This is a genomic window from Wolbachia endosymbiont (group A) of Pogonocherus hispidulus, assembly GCF_964028195.1.
Taxonomy (GTDB): domain Bacteria; phylum Pseudomonadota; class Alphaproteobacteria; order Rickettsiales; family Anaplasmataceae; genus Wolbachia.
In genome coordinates this window covers 579,777-595,166 of the sequence record NZ_OZ034750.1, presented here as the reverse complement: position 1 = coordinate 595,166, position 15,390 = coordinate 579,777, and the positions used below count along the sequence as shown (strand labels likewise).

The 15,390-nt window shown below is 34.2% G+C and carries 12 protein-coding genes and 2 pseudogenes; 11 read left to right on the top strand and 3 right to left on the bottom strand.

The window, feature by feature from the left end; translation table 11 throughout:
* Positions 1-314 precede the first annotated feature (314 nt).
* Positions 315-1,256, bottom strand: coding sequence for an Rpn family recombination-promoting nuclease/putative transposase (locus tag ABWU58_RS02940; RefSeq protein ID WP_353283575.1), 942 nt, complete (start codon positions 1,254-1,256; stop codon positions 315-317).
* A gap of 416 nt (positions 1,257-1,672) precedes the next feature.
* Between ABWU58_RS02940 and rnhA the strand changes: the two are divergent.
* The 5 genes and pseudogenes from rnhA to ABWU58_RS02915 form a co-directional block, all read left to right on the top strand.
* Positions 1,673-2,107 (top strand): annotated as a pseudogene (rnhA, locus tag ABWU58_RS02935) (ribonuclease HI); the annotation flags it as partial.
* Positions 2,108-2,199: 92 nt separating this feature from the next.
* The gene (gene mutL, locus ABWU58_RS02930; RefSeq protein WP_353283574.1) at positions 2,200-3,990 is read left to right on the top strand and encodes a DNA mismatch repair endonuclease MutL; all 1,791 of its coding nucleotides are present in this window, start codon (positions 2,200-2,202) and stop codon (positions 3,988-3,990) included.
* A 68-nt stretch (positions 3,991-4,058) separates the two neighbouring features.
* Complete coding sequence (locus ABWU58_RS02925) at positions 4,059-4,988, top strand: helix-turn-helix domain-containing protein (protein WP_353283573.1); 930 nt, start codon at positions 4,059-4,061, stop codon at positions 4,986-4,988.
* Between the two features lie 170 nt (positions 4,989-5,158).
* Positions 5,159-5,674 carry a JAB domain-containing protein gene (locus ABWU58_RS02920; RefSeq protein ID WP_353283572.1) on the top strand — a complete coding sequence of 172 codons (516 nt, stop codon included), beginning with the start codon at positions 5,159-5,161 and terminating at the stop codon, positions 5,672-5,674.
* A 352-nt stretch (positions 5,675-6,026) separates the two neighbouring features.
* Entirely contained in the window at positions 6,027-7,295 is a 1,269-nt protein-coding gene (locus ABWU58_RS02915) for a recombinase family protein (protein WP_353283571.1), read from the top strand.
* 220 nt (positions 7,296-7,515) lie between these two features.
* Here ABWU58_RS02915 and ABWU58_RS02910 read toward each other — a convergent pair whose 3' ends face one another.
* Positions 7,516-8,460 carry an IS110 family transposase gene (locus tag ABWU58_RS02910; RefSeq protein WP_264336326.1) on the bottom strand — a complete coding sequence of 315 codons (945 nt, stop codon included), beginning with the start codon at positions 8,458-8,460 and terminating at the stop codon, positions 7,516-7,518.
* Positions 8,461-8,681: 221 nt separating this feature from the next.
* Between ABWU58_RS02910 and ABWU58_RS02905 the strand changes: the two are divergent.
* The 6 genes and pseudogenes from ABWU58_RS02905 to ABWU58_RS02880 all read left to right on the top strand — a co-directional run.
* Positions 8,682-9,056: pseudogene (locus ABWU58_RS02905) on the top strand (phage tail protein); the annotation flags it as partial.
* A 168-nt stretch (positions 9,057-9,224) separates the two neighbouring features.
* Entirely contained in the window at positions 9,225-9,926 is a 702-nt protein-coding gene (locus ABWU58_RS02900; protein ID WP_353283570.1) for an ankyrin repeat domain-containing protein, read from the top strand.
* 25 nt (positions 9,927-9,951) lie between these two features.
* Positions 9,952-10,434, top strand: a complete 483-nt coding sequence (locus tag ABWU58_RS02895; RefSeq protein ID WP_353283569.1) for an ankyrin repeat domain-containing protein — start codon at positions 9,952-9,954, stop codon at positions 10,432-10,434.
* A gap of 4 nt (positions 10,435-10,438) precedes the next feature.
* Positions 10,439-10,870, top strand: coding sequence for a DUF2924 domain-containing protein (locus ABWU58_RS02890; RefSeq protein WP_353283568.1), 432 nt, complete (start codon positions 10,439-10,441; stop codon positions 10,868-10,870).
* 9 nt (positions 10,871-10,879) lie between these two features.
* Positions 10,880-12,355, top strand: a complete 1,476-nt coding sequence (locus tag ABWU58_RS02885) for a recombinase family protein (RefSeq protein ID WP_353283567.1) — start codon at positions 10,880-10,882, stop codon at positions 12,353-12,355.
* Positions 12,356-12,486: 131 nt separating this feature from the next.
* Positions 12,487-12,612: a hypothetical protein gene (locus tag ABWU58_RS02880; protein WP_010405125.1), complete on the top strand. Its 126-nt coding sequence runs from the start codon at positions 12,487-12,489 to the stop codon at positions 12,610-12,612.
* A gap of 161 nt (positions 12,613-12,773) precedes the next feature.
* Here the strand turns inward: ABWU58_RS02880 and ABWU58_RS02875 are convergent, their stop codons facing one another.
* Positions 12,774-14,714, bottom strand: a complete 1,941-nt coding sequence (locus ABWU58_RS02875; RefSeq protein ID WP_353283566.1) for an ankyrin repeat domain-containing protein — start codon at positions 14,712-14,714, stop codon at positions 12,774-12,776.
* Between the last annotated feature and the right edge of the window lie 676 nt (positions 14,715-15,390).

Genomic DNA, 15,390 nt, shown 5'->3' with positions numbered 1-15,390 from the left:
ATAGTGAAAAGCTTATAATAGAATTTAAAGTAAAGGTAGCCAAAATAATGAGGGAAATCAGTAGCAAGTTTGATGATCTTAATACTAAAATGGATGAAGTAGACATTAAATGCTAAGTGGTTAATGTGTTTTCCATATTGAACTTACAGCACGTAGCTTTGATATAGAAGTTTGGGTAACGTTATGATAGTAATTTATATAATTCTATGTGCAATCTTTATAGCCATTTTAGACAGTTCACTAGATTCTTAATTAGGGGACATGTCTAACTTAGAGAAGGTTTTCATAAATGTTGAAGTGAATAAGTAGGAATATTATGTTTTTTCCTTGAGTTGTAAAATTTCAGAATGAGAGAGATCGGTGATTTGAGCTATAACATCTATAGAGACACCGGCCTTGAGTGAGTTTTTTGCTACTTCAATTTTACCTTCAATTTTACCTTCAATTTTACCTTTTTCATGACCGATTTGGATGCCTTCTCTCCTACCCTTCTCTTCTCCAATTTGGATTCCTTCATGTTTAGCATCATCGAGTTTTTGAGCAAGGATAGCGTTTTCTTTCTGCACGCTCAATATTCTTTCTTCATATGCGATCAAATCCTTTTCATTCCAGCGAAACCTGTCTAATTCATCATATGCTAGCTTTATTATCGGAGCTTCTGCTGCTATCTTTTTCAGATCTTCATCAGTTGTTTCCTCTGCGTATTTAAAAAAGAAACACCATCTCTCTGTAGTATTCTCTAACTGCTCTACTCTATTTTTTGTAAATTTAGGCAACTCAATAAAGACAAATTGTAGATCTTTTAAGTAATGACCATTGGTTTTGATATCACGTATATTATGAGTAGAAATATAGTCAACTTCTTCAGGCAGAAGGTTACAATTGGAAATAGCAATAAAGAAGACTTTCTGAAGATCAATATAATTACCAGATTTATCTAATTGTCTTGAGTAAGCCTTAGCAGCATAAAGTTGAGCGCGTTTTTCAAAGCCCTTATCACGAGCGAGCTGCATTTCGATGACAAATCTATTACCAATAGAGTCTTTGCAAAGAACATCAACAATGCTTTGTTTGTCAGAAGCAATTTCAGGATCCATGATAGTACTGAGGAATTCAATCTCCATTATTTGATCAGAAGTAGAAAAACCTAAGATATCGTTGAGGAAGTGAATGAGGATATTTTTATTCTTTTCAGAGCTAAAGATTTTCTTAAAACTAAGATCGTTTTTTGGATCAAGAAATTTAGAAAAAGCCATGATAAATTAACCTAGAAAGCATTAATAATTATACACAATTGTGAAGAAATATTCAACGTTTTTGTACTAAAGCCTATTAAGGTTAGCTAAATTTCAAGAGTCGGCAAAAAACTACCTTCATAAATGACCCTAGAATGCTACCACGCACCTTAATGTTATATTTTATCATCTTTTACAACTCCCTCTATAAACCCCAGCAAATGAATTCATGAGCTATAAAGAGCTTTAAAAACAATTATTTTGGGTATGAGAGACTAACCTCCTAATAAAAACACGAGCCCAAAAGCTCAATTACGATTTACCTAACATCGTGAGGACAGGTTCATTAGCTTCCCACACCTTTACATGATAAAGATCTTGAAACTTAATGTCAACATTTCGGTGGCAAATTTACGTTGAATCTATATTCTGTAAGTATGGGCGAAAAAAAGAAGGTTATAATATATACAGATGGAGCATGTTCTGGAAATCCAGGTCCTGGTGGATGGGCAGCTGTGATGATGTATGAAAATAAAAGTGTCTTTATCAAAAAACGTATCTCTGGAGGTGAAGAAAACACAACGAACAACAAGATGGAGTTAAAGGCTGTGATTAACGGGCTAAAGATGTTGAAAGTTTCTTGCAAAGTTGTTTTACACACTGATAGTCAGTATATTAAACAAGGTATAACAGAGTGGATCAATAAGTGGAGAACAAATGGTTGGAAGACAGCCAATAAAAAATCAGTAAAAAACGTTGAGTTATGGAAGGAATTGGATGAAATTGTCTTGCAGCATGATATTAACTGGAAGTGGGTTAAGGCTCACAGTGGTAATACCTATAATGAAGAGGCAGATAGACTTGCTAGAAAGGAATCTAAAAAGCTAAAATATAGAGATTGTGAGATCAAGAAATCACAAAAAAATAGAGGGAGCTCTAAGTTTCATAGATTGGAGGGAGTGTTATGGCAATAATTCTTTTAGACACAAAAACTATAAACCGTATAGCAGCAGGAGAGGTAATAGAAAGGCCAGCGAGTGTAGTAAAGGAATTAGTAGAAAATGCAATAGATGCTGGAAGTTCAGAGATAGAGATCAAAATAGAAAGTGGTGGACGTAACCTTATAACTGTGACAGATGATGGAAATGGAATAGAAAAGAACGATCTGGAACTAGCACTTATGAGGCATGCCACTTCAAAATTAAGTGATAGTGAGTTAATAGAGATCAGACATCTTGGCTTTAGAGGAGAGGCTCTGCCTTCAATTGCAGCAGTAAGCAGAATGAAATTATCATCCAAGGCAAGTGGAGCAAAGGAAGCATGGTCTATAAGATATGAGGGAGGAGAAAAAATAAGAGAGATTATCCCTTGTTCTTTGTTGCAAGGTACATATATTGAAATTCGTGACTTATTTTTTGCCACACCAAATAGATTAAAATTTCTAAAAACCGAGAGGGCAGAAACACAAAGCATTGTTGACATTGTAAATAACTTAGCAATGATTAACTATAGTATTGGGTTTACTCTCACTTCCGGTAATAAAAAGCTCTTAAAATATGTTAAGCAAACTTTATTATTTAACAGATTATGTGAAACAGAAGAAGAATTTCAGAGCAATTCGCTGGAAGTAAAAGAGGAAGAAGACGGCATCAAACTTACGGGACACATCTGTAAACCAACTATTAGTCGTGGTAATTCAACTCAGATCTATACGTTTGTTAATGGAAGGCCAATAAAAGACAATCTACTTATTGGTGCAATTCGATATGCGTATCAGGACTTTATTCCAAGTGGGAGGTATCCTTTTGCAGTGCTGCACTTAGAGATACCATACGATCAAGTAGATGTAAATGTGCATCCAAATAAATCAGAGGTAAGGTTTCAGAACAAGAGGCTAGTATATGAAATAGTGAGAAGAGGAATAATAAAAGCATTATCGACTAGAGTAGGCACGTTTGCAGCAAGTGATGTTGAGTCTCAAAGTATTGAGGAGTTTGATAGCCAAGAGCCGGTTAATAGTAAAGAGAAAAAAAATCAAAAAGAGTTTTATGAAAAGAGGCCAAGTCTTTTAGAAAATCGTTTAATGAAAGAATTCAATGCACCAGATGAAAGAAGGCAAAGCTTACCAGAAACGTTTAAATATGGAGAATCTCCACCCCAAAAGGGAACGATGGTTCTAGAAAAGAAGCAAATTGATTTGATAGAGGATCACCCTCTAGGGTATGCACGCTGTCAGGTCTACAATACTTACATTATTGCTGAGGCTGGAGATAGGCTGATTATAGTAGATCAACATGCAGCCTATGAGAGATTGATATACGAGTGCTTAACAAGCATAAAAAGACAAAAACTTCTCATTCCTGAAATAGTTGAAATTAAAAACCAAGCTGGAATGGAGATGGTTAAAACTTATAAAGATAAGCTTTTTGAAATGGGTTTTGGTATTGAAATAGAATCAGAAGATAAAGTAAGGGTAAAAGAAATACCTGCAATCTTGGGAACAATAGATATAAAAGAGATGCTAGTTGATATAGTAGATAAGTTAATGGAAATAGAAGATACGCTACCAATAGAGGATAAGGTGAACAAAATATCATCCATAATCGCTTGCCACGGAGCAGGAAGAAAAATGAAATTGGAAGAGATGAATGAGATACTAAGACAAATTGAGAAAACTCCATATTCTGATCACGGAAGACCAACGTATATAGAAATGAAACTAAGTGATATAGAAAAATTGTTTGAAAGGAGATGAGTTCAGTTTGTCAAAAAGGTTGCCAATTAAGTATACGTAACAGCTCTTCTGGTTATGGAGTATAAAATGTGAAAAAAGAGAATAAATGCTCTAATTTTTTAGATTACAAAGTAATAGGACAGGAAGTAAGAAATCGTAGATTAGCAAAGGGATATAGTCAAAAAGATTTAGCAAAAAAAATCGGTGTAACGTATCAAATAGTACTACAATATGAAAAAGGAACACGTAAAATTTCGATTGAAAAGTTGTATGCTATAGCAGAGATATTGTCGATTGGTATTGTAGACCTAATTCCTGTATCAAATGAAAAAATCTGTTTTGAAGATGAGGGAGAGGAAATATTAAATCTAGTAAGAAAATATAAAACGATTAATGATCAGGAATTACGTAGAATGTTTTGTTTACTAACCAAATTTGTTCAAGTTAGTGAGAAAAATAGTAAAAAAACGGAGAGAATAAAAATTGCAAAAGGTCTGGTTAAAGCAGGAGTTTCTGTTGATACTGTTTCAAAAACAATTGGTCTATCTGCTGATGAATGTGTTGAAGAAAAAACGGGTTCTATCTACTACCAAATAGGAAAAAAGATAAAAGAATGGAGACTAGTGCGGGAATATACTCAGAAGGATTTAGCAGAAAAAATGAGTACAACACGTGATGAAATAAGCAACTATGAGCAAGGACGTGTGGCCATTCCACTGGAAAAATTATATGCAATAGCAGAAACATTATCAATTAGCATTACAGATCTGCTCATAGAAGAAGATGAGATAGTAGAAAATGAACTACCTGATTTAATAAAAGAATACAAAAAGATTGAAAGTCAAGAACTACGTAATGCATTAATAAGATCTCTATTTGAAGGCATACGGATTTGCGAAGAAAAAGTGAAAAGAGCAGAAAAGATCAAAATTGCAAAAGACTTAGTAAAAAAAGGAATTTCTATCAATATTATTTTAAAAACAGTAGGCATCTCTTTAGACGAAATTCAACAAATTTAAAATAAAAAAATCAGTATCTATTAATATCTTTACCTTTTGATGAAAAAATAAGTAAAAAAGATTGAGAAATTGATTTGACTTCACGCGAAAGCTATGGCCTTATGCCAATGCTGATAAAAAACAGCAGTAAATATTTAAAAAAAGTTTGTTGTTAGTGAAAGGTAAATTATATGAGTAAAAGTAAAGAGGAAATAGAGTTCAGAATATTAGAAAGCAAAGGCAAAGCACTACTTGATCGTGAAATAATGGAAACATTTTTAAGTGCAGTACATGAAAGGCCGCAAGCTCAAGAAATTGCTAAAAATCTGGTGAATACTTATGCAGGAGTAGGAAGGATTTTAGGTAGAGAAATGGATGACCTGAAAGTCATAGAAGGAGTAACTGATTCTGCAGTAGCAATGATTATGTGTGTTAAGGAAACACTAGAAAGGGTACTGAGAGAAAAGCTCAAAAGTGAGCCAATAATGGACTTACAAGGGCTAGTAGAGTACTTAAACGTAAGTATAGGCCACTCAGAAAGGGAATGTGTAAAAATACTGTACTTGAATAAAAGGCGCCAATTAATCGGAGAAGAATCCTATATTGGTGAAATGGAAAAAGTACCAGTATACATAAAGGAGATTATAAAAAAAGCATTAATAAAGAATGCAACATTAGTAATAATGTCACACGATCAACCACCTTAATACCCCATTCAACAACCAAAAAGAGATTACAGTTACAGATCCAACTCATCCGCTATTTGGCAGAACTTTTCCTATATCCTTTATCAGTTCAAGAGCCCATTGTAGTAGTAATGTATTTGTTATTCATCGTAATAACATAATTCTGCGTATCCCGTTTCTTGCTACCAACTTAGCCAGTAAGCAAGATTTTCTCACAAGTAAATTAACATGGGATTCATTATACGAATTTGTTTCTTTAGCAAAGGAGTATAAATTATGCCATGTAAACCAAATAGAGTGTGGAAAAAAATGCCGCAATGTCTCAAATCAGAAATTTTAGAAAACATATTATTAGTGTCCAAAGAGGTCATCCATGAATACATCAGAGCTAATTACAGCACAACATTTAACACGCGAAGCGATAATTTACATAAGACAATCAACACCTCATCAAGCACTGAGCAATCAAGAAAGTTTGGAGTTACAGTATGCGCTGAAACAAAGAGCTATTGATCTTGGGTGGAAAGCTGATAATATTGTTGTTATTGATAATGATCTCGGCTTAACAGGTGCTAGTGCTGAAAAGCGTGAAGGGTATAAAGAGATTCTCGCTAAAGTCACTTTATCAAAGGTAGGGATTATCCTATCCTACGATGTGACTCGTTTGTCACGTAATTGTTCTGATTGGTATCCGTTATTGGATATATGTGGCTATAAACAGTGTTTGATAGCTGATCGGGATGGTGTGTATGACCCTGGTACTATTAATGGTCGGTTGTTACTTGGTCTGAAAGGACAGCTTGCTGAAATGGAGTTATCTACTATAAGAGCCAGACTAAATGCTGGACTAGTAAATAAGGCAACCAGAGGAGATTTAGCCTTATCTCTTCCAGTGGGTTTCGTTCGTAACATTGATGATTCCGTGAGTAAGGATCCTAACCTTGAAGTTCAGCAGCATATTAAGCTTGTTTTTGACACTTTTCTAGAAAAACGAACAGCAGCACAAGTTGTAAGGTATTTTAACAATAACCAACTTACCATTCCTAGGTATGACAATTTTAAAGAAGTGCATTGGAAAAAACCAACTTTTGACGCAATTATCTCAATGCTCAAAAACCCTGCTTATGCTGGAGCATTTGCTTATGGTCGTTCTTGTACTACGCGTCACAAACTATCTTCTGCTAATAAAACAACAAAAAGACTACCAATGGAAGAATGGAAAGTTCTAATTAAAGATAAATACCCAGCTTACATAGATTGGGAAACCTTTACAAAGATTCAGATCATACTTAAAGATAATCATGCGGATTACCGTCGCTGTAGAACACGTGGAATAGCTAGACCAGGTGCAGCATTATTACATGGAATAATCTATTGTGGAGAATGTGGACACAAAATGATAGTACAGTATAAAGGAGGAAATCATTATAAATGCAGTTACCAACATCAACGTGATCTTTCCCCTTCATGTCAGTTTTTACCTGCTGATATTATTGATAATGAAGTAATTCCTAAATTTTTTGCAGCACTTAGTCAAATTGAGCTAGATGCTTATACTAAGGCTATTAACTCGCAGCTACAATCTGAACAAGAAATTAATAAAGCTCATTTACAATCAACTATGTTTTTTAAAATTTTTTGAATTTAGTTTCATTACAACTTTTGTTTGTAATTTTGTTTTTTATTCGAGTAAAAAGTGCATTTTTGACAATAAAAACCCTAACTTAATCATAGAAAAATTTTGTATCAAACAACAGTTACTGCTTAGATCTTATGGTTAACGAATATGTGTATAAATACTTTAAATGTGTGTAGACGTATTTATCCACATATTCGTTAACCTATTTTCTATGCAGATTTTTTTAATTCACATTGACTGCTTCTTTAAGCCTCGCATTGGCAATTACTATGATTTTACGCATTAGAGCTGTCATAGCCACCATCTTCTTTTTACCTTTACCAACAAGCCTTGAATAGAAGGCACCAAGCGCAGACTTAGACCTTGAAGCAGACATCGCAGCTGTAAAAAGCTTTTCACGAACGTTGCTTCTGCCACCACTTATTCTGCGATAACCAATAGTTTTACCACTTTCTTTCGGATGAGGTGCAACTCCAGCAAGACTTGCAATTTCTCCCCTACTTACATAACCAAGTTCTGGCATTAGACACAGAAAATCTTGAGATAATTTTGCACCTATTCCTGGAACTGTTTTAAGGATTTTTTGGCGCTTTTGTAACTCTGGATTCTCATCAATAATTTTTTGTATGGTATTGTTGAGCTCATCTATCTGGCTATTAAAGAATTCAATAGTTTTCTGACAGCTTTCTTTTATATGGTCGTTTTCAGGTGCTGCAAGCCTAGATTTCTCTTGAGCTCTCATTTTTGTAATGTCATCACGACGTTGACAAAGTGCAACTAAGGTTGTTTGTTCTTTTGACATAGGTGCAAATAGAGATAGAGTACTATAGCGTTCAAACCCATACTGAGCAAGGGCTCTTGCATCTGATTGATCAGACTTTGCTAAAGTTCCATGAGATAGAACAAAGCTTTTTACTTTGCGAGTATTAGCTCGATGTACAGCAATATCTTTATCAACAAGAAAATGTGCTAAGCCAAGCTCATATTTTCCAGTGTTTTCCAGAGTTACTAAAGAATTAGGTAAGATATTTGAAAAATCTTGAAACAATTGTTGCCAGCCAGCAGTATCATTGTCGAATTCGACAGCGTTCTTCTGTTTGTGAACTGCAACAACATTTTTAAATTTTCCGATATCAATGCCAATAAAATTTTGATAAGATGTAATCATAATAACCTCGATTAGTTTTAATTAATTTAAGATTGTAAACGGGTGCATACATATGTCCCATGCAACTATTCAAACGTATCGAGAGATGGGCTAGTGTACCTTGATCCGAACGGTTATAATACCAACAGTTGGTCGGTCGCACACGCCCGTGATAACTCTATTCCTATAGTGAGTAGGGTTATCTTCCCTCTTATCTCCTTTATATCATATTTTTAACTTACAACAGTTGGGATTTAGGAGACATAAATACATGCTTTCCAGTTAGTAGCGTAGAAGAAAGAGGAAATAAATTTGTATTGGGAAGCGATAAACTTTCAGGGCAATATTGGAATTTAAAACACAAGCCAATTTTAGAAAGATTTAGCGTTACTCACAACTATAAAGTAGAAAATTATACAGATCAGAAGGTCAGAAAATATGTTTTAGCAGAACACAACGTTTACTATAAAAATGACTCAGATTCAGAGCAAAAAGACTCAATACACGAATTAGAAAAGCACATTTTAGTATTTTACCCGGGAGTACTGAAGTGGCACGAACATCGACATTTGTACAGAAGTTGGAAAAATAGTCAAGTAATATCTATAATAAGTTAAGTACTTATATTTAGATCCTCATATACTATATTAATAATAGGTTAAAATGTATGAAATAAAAAGAAAAGGACTTGCTTTCTCATGCTAAAAAGGACATGACTTGAATAGCAGCAGGTAAACATAAGAAATTTGTCTGGCGCTAGAAAAGCTAATTTTGTGAGGTATGAAATGAGTTTTAGCAAGAGTAAGTTTTTTAAAGAAGTATCAAGTAACGATATTAATAAAAGAAATGAAGAAGGAGAGACGATCTTGCATCAAGCAGTAGAAATCTCCGATTACACAACAGTGAGGTTATTAATAAAAAAAGGGGCAGAGGTAAATGCAAGAGATAAAAATGGTTATACACCACTACACTGTGCAGTATTTGCAAAAAGCTTAGAAAATGTAAAAGTGCTGCTAAGGTCGGGAGCAGAAGTAAATGCCACTCAATATGTTACTGGATGTACGCCACTGCACTCTGCGTGCAAAATAGGAGGAGCAGGAGTTGAAATAATAAAAGAGCTAGTAAAGGCCGGAGCTGAAGTTAATCAACTGAATAAGTATGGTGCAACACCAATGTACTATATCTGGGAAAGTGAAAAGTATTCTCTGTGTGATAGCAAAGAAAGTGAAAAGGCAAGCAAATTTTTGAGAGAAAAAGGTGGAATAACAAAAAGTAGAGAACTGACGTGCTATGGAATAGAGGGGCTAGTGGGAGAAATAGCAGACATGTTGAATGGAAGCTACATGCCGGAGCTAAAAATAATAGAGATAGGAGAAATAAGGAAGAGAGACAAATCGCTAATAAAGAAAGAATGTCAAAATTTAGCAAGCAAGATAATCAGCCAAGTGAATGCAATGATAGATGAGGTGGTAAAAAGGAAGGCTTAGGTTTAAAGAAAAGGTGGGGTAAGTTATGGTAAAGCTGGGTAAAAAAGAGGAGTCACTATTAGAGAACTCGTTTAAAAATATTTATGAAAGAGACGAAAAAGGAAGAACAGCTCTACATTATGCAGTAGAGGTAAAAACAGTGAGGTTATTAATCGAAAAAGGAGTAGATGTGAATGCAGCAGATGTAAGAGGACATACAGCACTGCATCTAGCGATAACGGAGAAACGTCTAGAAACAGTTAGAGAATTGATAAAATCAGGAGGGAATGTAAATGCTGAAGAGTATGGCAATAAATGCACTCCGCTGCATCTTGCATGTATGGTAGGAGAAAAAGAAATAGTGGAGGAGCTAGTAAAAGCAGGGGCTGAAATAGAGCAAGCAGATAAATTTGGAATAACAGCGATGGATTATGCGAAAAATAGCAAAGAGATAACCGAGATATTGAAGAAAGAAACGGACAGAATTGAAAAGTTATTTGAACAAATAGAACCTTCTATGAGAGGCTGAAAATATGGAAAGAGAAACAGAAAAGAAAGTAATGAATTTAGAGAGAAAACCTTTGGGTGAGCTGAGAAAAACGTGGAAGAAGGTATTTGGGGAAGAGGCGCCTAGATACTCAAAGAAATACCTGATACCAAGATTAGCTTATAGAATGCAGGAAAAAGCGTATGGAGAAATGTCAAGAAAAGGATTAAAAAGACTAGAGTATCTGGCAGATCGGCTAGAGAAGGGAAAAAGGATAAGTAGCGATAAACTGCCAGCAGCAGGAACAGAGCTAATATTAGAGAGAGGGGAAGAAACGCATGCAGTGATGGTAACAGATAAGGGTTTGATCTACAAAGAAGAGTTTTATACATCATTGTCAGCAGTAGCAGGAAAAATAATGGGAATGAGCTACAACGGACCTTTATTATTCGGGATGCGTGATAAAAGTGGAAATTGAGGAGAGAGAATGCTAAAAGAGGTAAGATGTGCGATATATACAAGAAAATCAAATGAAGATGGACTAGAACAAAAGTTTAATAGTCTTGATGCGCAGCGAGTAGCATGTGAAAAATATATAAAGAGTAAAGAAGGCTGGGTAGTATTGGCAAAAAGGTACGACGATGGAGGTTTCTCAGGAAAGAATTTAGAAAGACCAGCAATAAAGGAATTATTTGAAGATGTAAAAAAAGGAGAAGTAGATTGTGTAGTAGTATATACGCTAGATAGATTATCAAGAGAAACAAAAGACAGCATAGAAGTTACATCATTTTTTAGAAGACATAGAGTAAATTTTGTAGCAGTAACGCAGATATTTGACAATAATACGCCAATGGGAAAGTTCGTACAAACAGTGTTATCAGGTGCAGCACAACTAGAAAGAGAGATGATAGTCGAGAGAGTAAAAAATAAAATAGCAACATCAAAAGAACAAGGTTTATGGATGGGTGGAACTTTGCCGCTAGGGTATGATGTAAAAGATAAAGAATTAATAATAAATGAGAAAGAAGCAAAAGTGGTAAAGCGCATATTTGAAAGATATTTGGAGCTGAAGTCAATGGCAGAACTGGCAAGGGAGCTAAACAGAGAAGGATACCGTACGAAATCAGATATCTTTAAAAAAGCGACAGTAAGGAGAATAATAACAAATCCGATATATATGGGAAAAATCAAACATTATGAAAAAGAGTATGAGGGAAAGCATGAGGCGATAATAGAGGAAGAAAAATGGCAAAAAGCACAAGAATTGATAATGAATCAACCATATAGAAAAGCAAAATATGAGGAAGCGCTGCTTAGGGGGATAATTAAGTGCAAGAGCTGTGGTGTAAATATGACGCTGACGTACTCGAAAAAAGAGAATAAAAGGTATCGATATTATGTATGCAACAATCATTTAAGGGGAAAGGGTTGTGAATCAGTAAACCGAACTATAGTAGCCGGAGAAGTGGAAAAAGAAGTGATGAGGAAGACAGAGCAGCTATATGAAAAATGGGGAGAAGAATGGAAAAATTTAAGTTTCAGAGAACAGAAAGAAATAGTGAAAAAGTTAATAAAGGGAGTAATGGTGAGAGAGGATGGAATAGAGGTGAGTTCTGAATCAGAGGAAAAATTTATACCAATGAAGAAGAAAGGAAACAAATGTACAGTAGTAGAGCCAGAAGGTAAAACAAACAATGCATTACTGAAAGCAGTGGTAAGAGCCCATCTGTGGAAACGGCAACTAGAAGAGGGAAAGTATAGAAGTGTGAAAGAGCTGAGTGCCAAAATTAATGTAGGTACAAGACGTATACAGCAAATTTTAAGATTAAATTATTTAGCACCAAAAATCAAAGAAGACATAGTAAATGGGAGACAGCCAAGGGGTTTGAAGTTAGTTGATTTAAGAGAAATACCGATGTTATGGAGTGAACAATTAGAGAAGTTTTACGGCTCAGCGTCGTAACGTTTATAAAAACAACATGAAAAAACATCGAAAAAAGTATGTGCCAGAAAATTAAAAAAGGTTATTGCAAAAGGAGCTACTACAAAGGGCCACACAAAAAGATGTTGAAATTGATATAGAAGAGCAAATAAATGTTACAAAATCAATTATGTAAAAATATCAATACAAGTGATGAAGATTTTAGCATATTAGGTGCAACAATGGTAGAAAATGATCCAATTTTAGCTGCATATTTTAATAGTAGACCTGGAGTGTAAAAGGCAGCTCAGCCAATTGTATGTTCCATATCCTCATTTTGTAGCCAGCTTAAAAACAATATAAAAGAGTATTCTTAGAAGACATTGGTACGAACTCCTTAATCTATAAATTACAGTAGTTTATATTTAAATAATAATCTTCAACTTTTTAGCAAATTAATCTACCTAGAAACTTCTCTCCTAGGATCAGAAGTCCTTCTTAACTCTTCACGTTCTGTCCATTTGTTGTTAGACTCGCTTATTACTTCAGGACGTATTAATCCACCAGATCTTTCAAAATATCCCTGTTCAATAGCACCGTAGACCCAGTAGTTACCAAGCTCGCAATCATTGCCTAACTCTTCTTCGCGACCTTTGAATTTTTCTAATATTTCTTCTCTATTACTCACTTCTACTATAATTTTGCTTTTATTCTGTACGTCAGGATACAGACTAACGTCTACATTTCCCAAACTAGTATAGAAAGTTAATACTATGCTGCTACCTTCTGTAAGATCTGTGTAATTCCTTATGCCATCTTCAGTTTTAATTTCTACTTCACTATTGCCGATCTTTACTATATTTCTTCCACACTTTACATCTCCATGGGTTAGTCCTAAATCCCTTGTTCCATCTGTAATCTGCGCAACATCTATTATACTGTCTTCTGAATATTCTAAGTAAAAAGTAGCGTTATCCATTTTTGCACAATTTAACTTGCCGTTGGTCGCATTTTTTGCGATTTTCAGAAATTTATGAGTACGATCAACACACTGTTCATGAGCTTTTATCATATTAGCTTTGTGCTCTTTAAACTCCAGTTCTATTTCATCAATAACGTTTAAACTATTCCAGTTACTTAACCTTGCTCCTTTTGATATTAATGTACATACTATATTGCTAGCAACTTCATGGTTTTTTTCTAGTTGGTCAATTCTTTCTAGTATGTAATCTGTGAAACACTGACCTCCATCTTTAGTAAGATTCAATCCCACTCCAGACATGATAGCCTTATCGACAACTTTCTGTAATTCAGCTATGTTTGCAGCTTTTGGTATTTCACTTACAAACTGATTTAGTTGCCTTAGTTGATCTGTTAAACAAATGTCCAATAAACATTGATGTGGTACATAAGTTTCCTCTGTCTCTTGCTCAGTTACCATTAATTGTGATTGAGTTGCCGAGAGTAAATTTATCACTTCAGTATACATATAATCTTTAAGTATTTCTAAATTATTTTCTTCATCCCTAATACTCAAAATCATCTTTAAATCTTCATTGTTTTTATTTTTATCTAAGAACTTTTTCAGGTCCTCAACACCTTGAACGTTATATTTGGAAGAACCATTCTCAAGTTTAGATGTACCTTCAATTAGCTTGTTTAATTCTTCATACAATTTCTTTTGCTCTAAATTAAAGAAGCACTCTGCAACATCCAAAGTACCTTTATCAATTGCAATTTGTAGAGGAGTTTTTCCATTATTGTCCTTTATATTCAAATCAGCTCCATAGCTTACAAGAGAATCCACATATTTCTTTTCAACAGGATAAGTAGCAGCATAGTAATGTAGAGGTGTTTTTCCCTTATAATCTTGTATATTTGGTTCAGCTCCTGCTTTTAAGAGACAATCCACTAAAGTACAACTATCAAATGAATTTAGGATTGTTGGAAGTATATGTAACAATGTTAACTCTGACGCCCCTACTTTAAGATCGAGAACAGTTTTTAGATCTGGATTACTCTTAGTTTTCTGTAAAAATTGTTGGAGTGTTGAAGTATCACGACTATTAATAATATGAAATAACTTTTGAATTAACTTCTCCTGATTCTTTGTTAATTCTGATCTATTCGCTTTAATAACCCATTCTTTTTCTAATAAGCTCCAATTACTTGTATTATCCATTAAGTTCATATTAATCCAAAATAAACTTTGTTTAATGAGTTCATAGTAGTCATCTTTACTACTTGTTGGTAATTGAGTTATTTCTAATTCCTGGTCATCTGTGCTTGGCCATCTTTGCCCAGTGCTTGGTTTCCATTTCGGTTCCTGCTCATTTGTTTGATCACTTTGCCGATTGGTAAGTTTTATAATATGTTCTACAAATTCTTTAGTCTCAACCACAGCTACCCCCTAATTCTAAATATAGGATGTATTATGTATAATATATAATATTGGTCAAGCTAATTTCAACATAATATTTTTACTACTCATATTTTTGTTAAGTTTTTATGGTGAGTACTACTACTAGGTTAAAAGTTGTTTATTACTGGAAGTTTTAGCCAGTTTTACTATAGATCAAAAAAATTGAGAACACCAGCTATATTTAATATTACTATTATAGGAATATGATGCTTTAAAGGAGTACGGAAACTGCTGAAGTTTTTTTACAACAAACTTGTACGGAGCAACTTCAGCAGAATAAACAAACACATGCCAGTATTAGTAGAGAATTATTTATAAGTCAACTAACTTTTTCAAAAAATATTTTAGTGAAGATACCATGCTAGCTAGTGTTATAAAGAATTGAATTATTGACTCTTCCTAAGATTGCAAAAAAGGTCGTATATTTGTGAGAACAAGCCGCGTAAAAATAAAGTTACAAAAATAGAAGATTTAAATTATTTCCATAAGTTTAGGCAAATCAGTTCGTATGTAAATGTGGTTGAAGTAGGCTGGTATAGCTAGTTTTGCGGTATAGTAAAATCGTTATATAGAAAAGTTCGTACGGATCACGTGGTAGACCAACGCATCCCAAGAAAACTTCTTCTCACGCTAGCTGGTTTTGGTTGTTGAAAAT

Bases quoted from the DNA above. Each gene is read 5' to 3' on its own strand.
- ABWU58_RS02910 (WP_264336326.1), bottom strand. From the start codon at position 8,460: ATGATTACATCTTATCAAAATTTTATTGGCATTGATATCGGAAAATTT.
- ABWU58_RS02880 (WP_010405125.1), top strand. From the start codon at position 12,487: ATGTTACAAAATCAATTATGTAAAAATATCAATACAAGTGATGAAGAT.
- mutL (WP_353283574.1), top strand. From the start codon at position 2,200: ATGGCAATAATTCTTTTAGACACAAAAACTATAAACCGTATAGCAGCA.
- ABWU58_RS02885 (WP_353283567.1), top strand. From the start codon at position 10,880: ATGCTAAAAGAGGTAAGATGTGCGATATATACAAGAAAATCAAATGAA.
- ABWU58_RS02940 (WP_353283575.1), bottom strand. From the start codon at position 1,256: ATGGCTTTTTCTAAATTTCTTGATCCAAAAAACGATCTTAGTTTTAAG.
- ABWU58_RS02890 (WP_353283568.1), top strand. From the start codon at position 10,439: ATGGAAAGAGAAACAGAAAAGAAAGTAATGAATTTAGAGAGAAAACCT.
- ABWU58_RS02920 (WP_353283572.1), top strand. From the start codon at position 5,159: ATGAGTAAAAGTAAAGAGGAAATAGAGTTCAGAATATTAGAAAGCAAA.
- ABWU58_RS02900 (WP_353283570.1), top strand. From the start codon at position 9,225: ATGAGTTTTAGCAAGAGTAAGTTTTTTAAAGAAGTATCAAGTAACGAT.
- ABWU58_RS02915 (WP_353283571.1), top strand. From the start codon at position 6,027: ATGAATACATCAGAGCTAATTACAGCACAACATTTAACACGCGAAGCG.
- ABWU58_RS02895 (WP_353283569.1), top strand. From the start codon at position 9,952: ATGGTAAAGCTGGGTAAAAAAGAGGAGTCACTATTAGAGAACTCGTTT.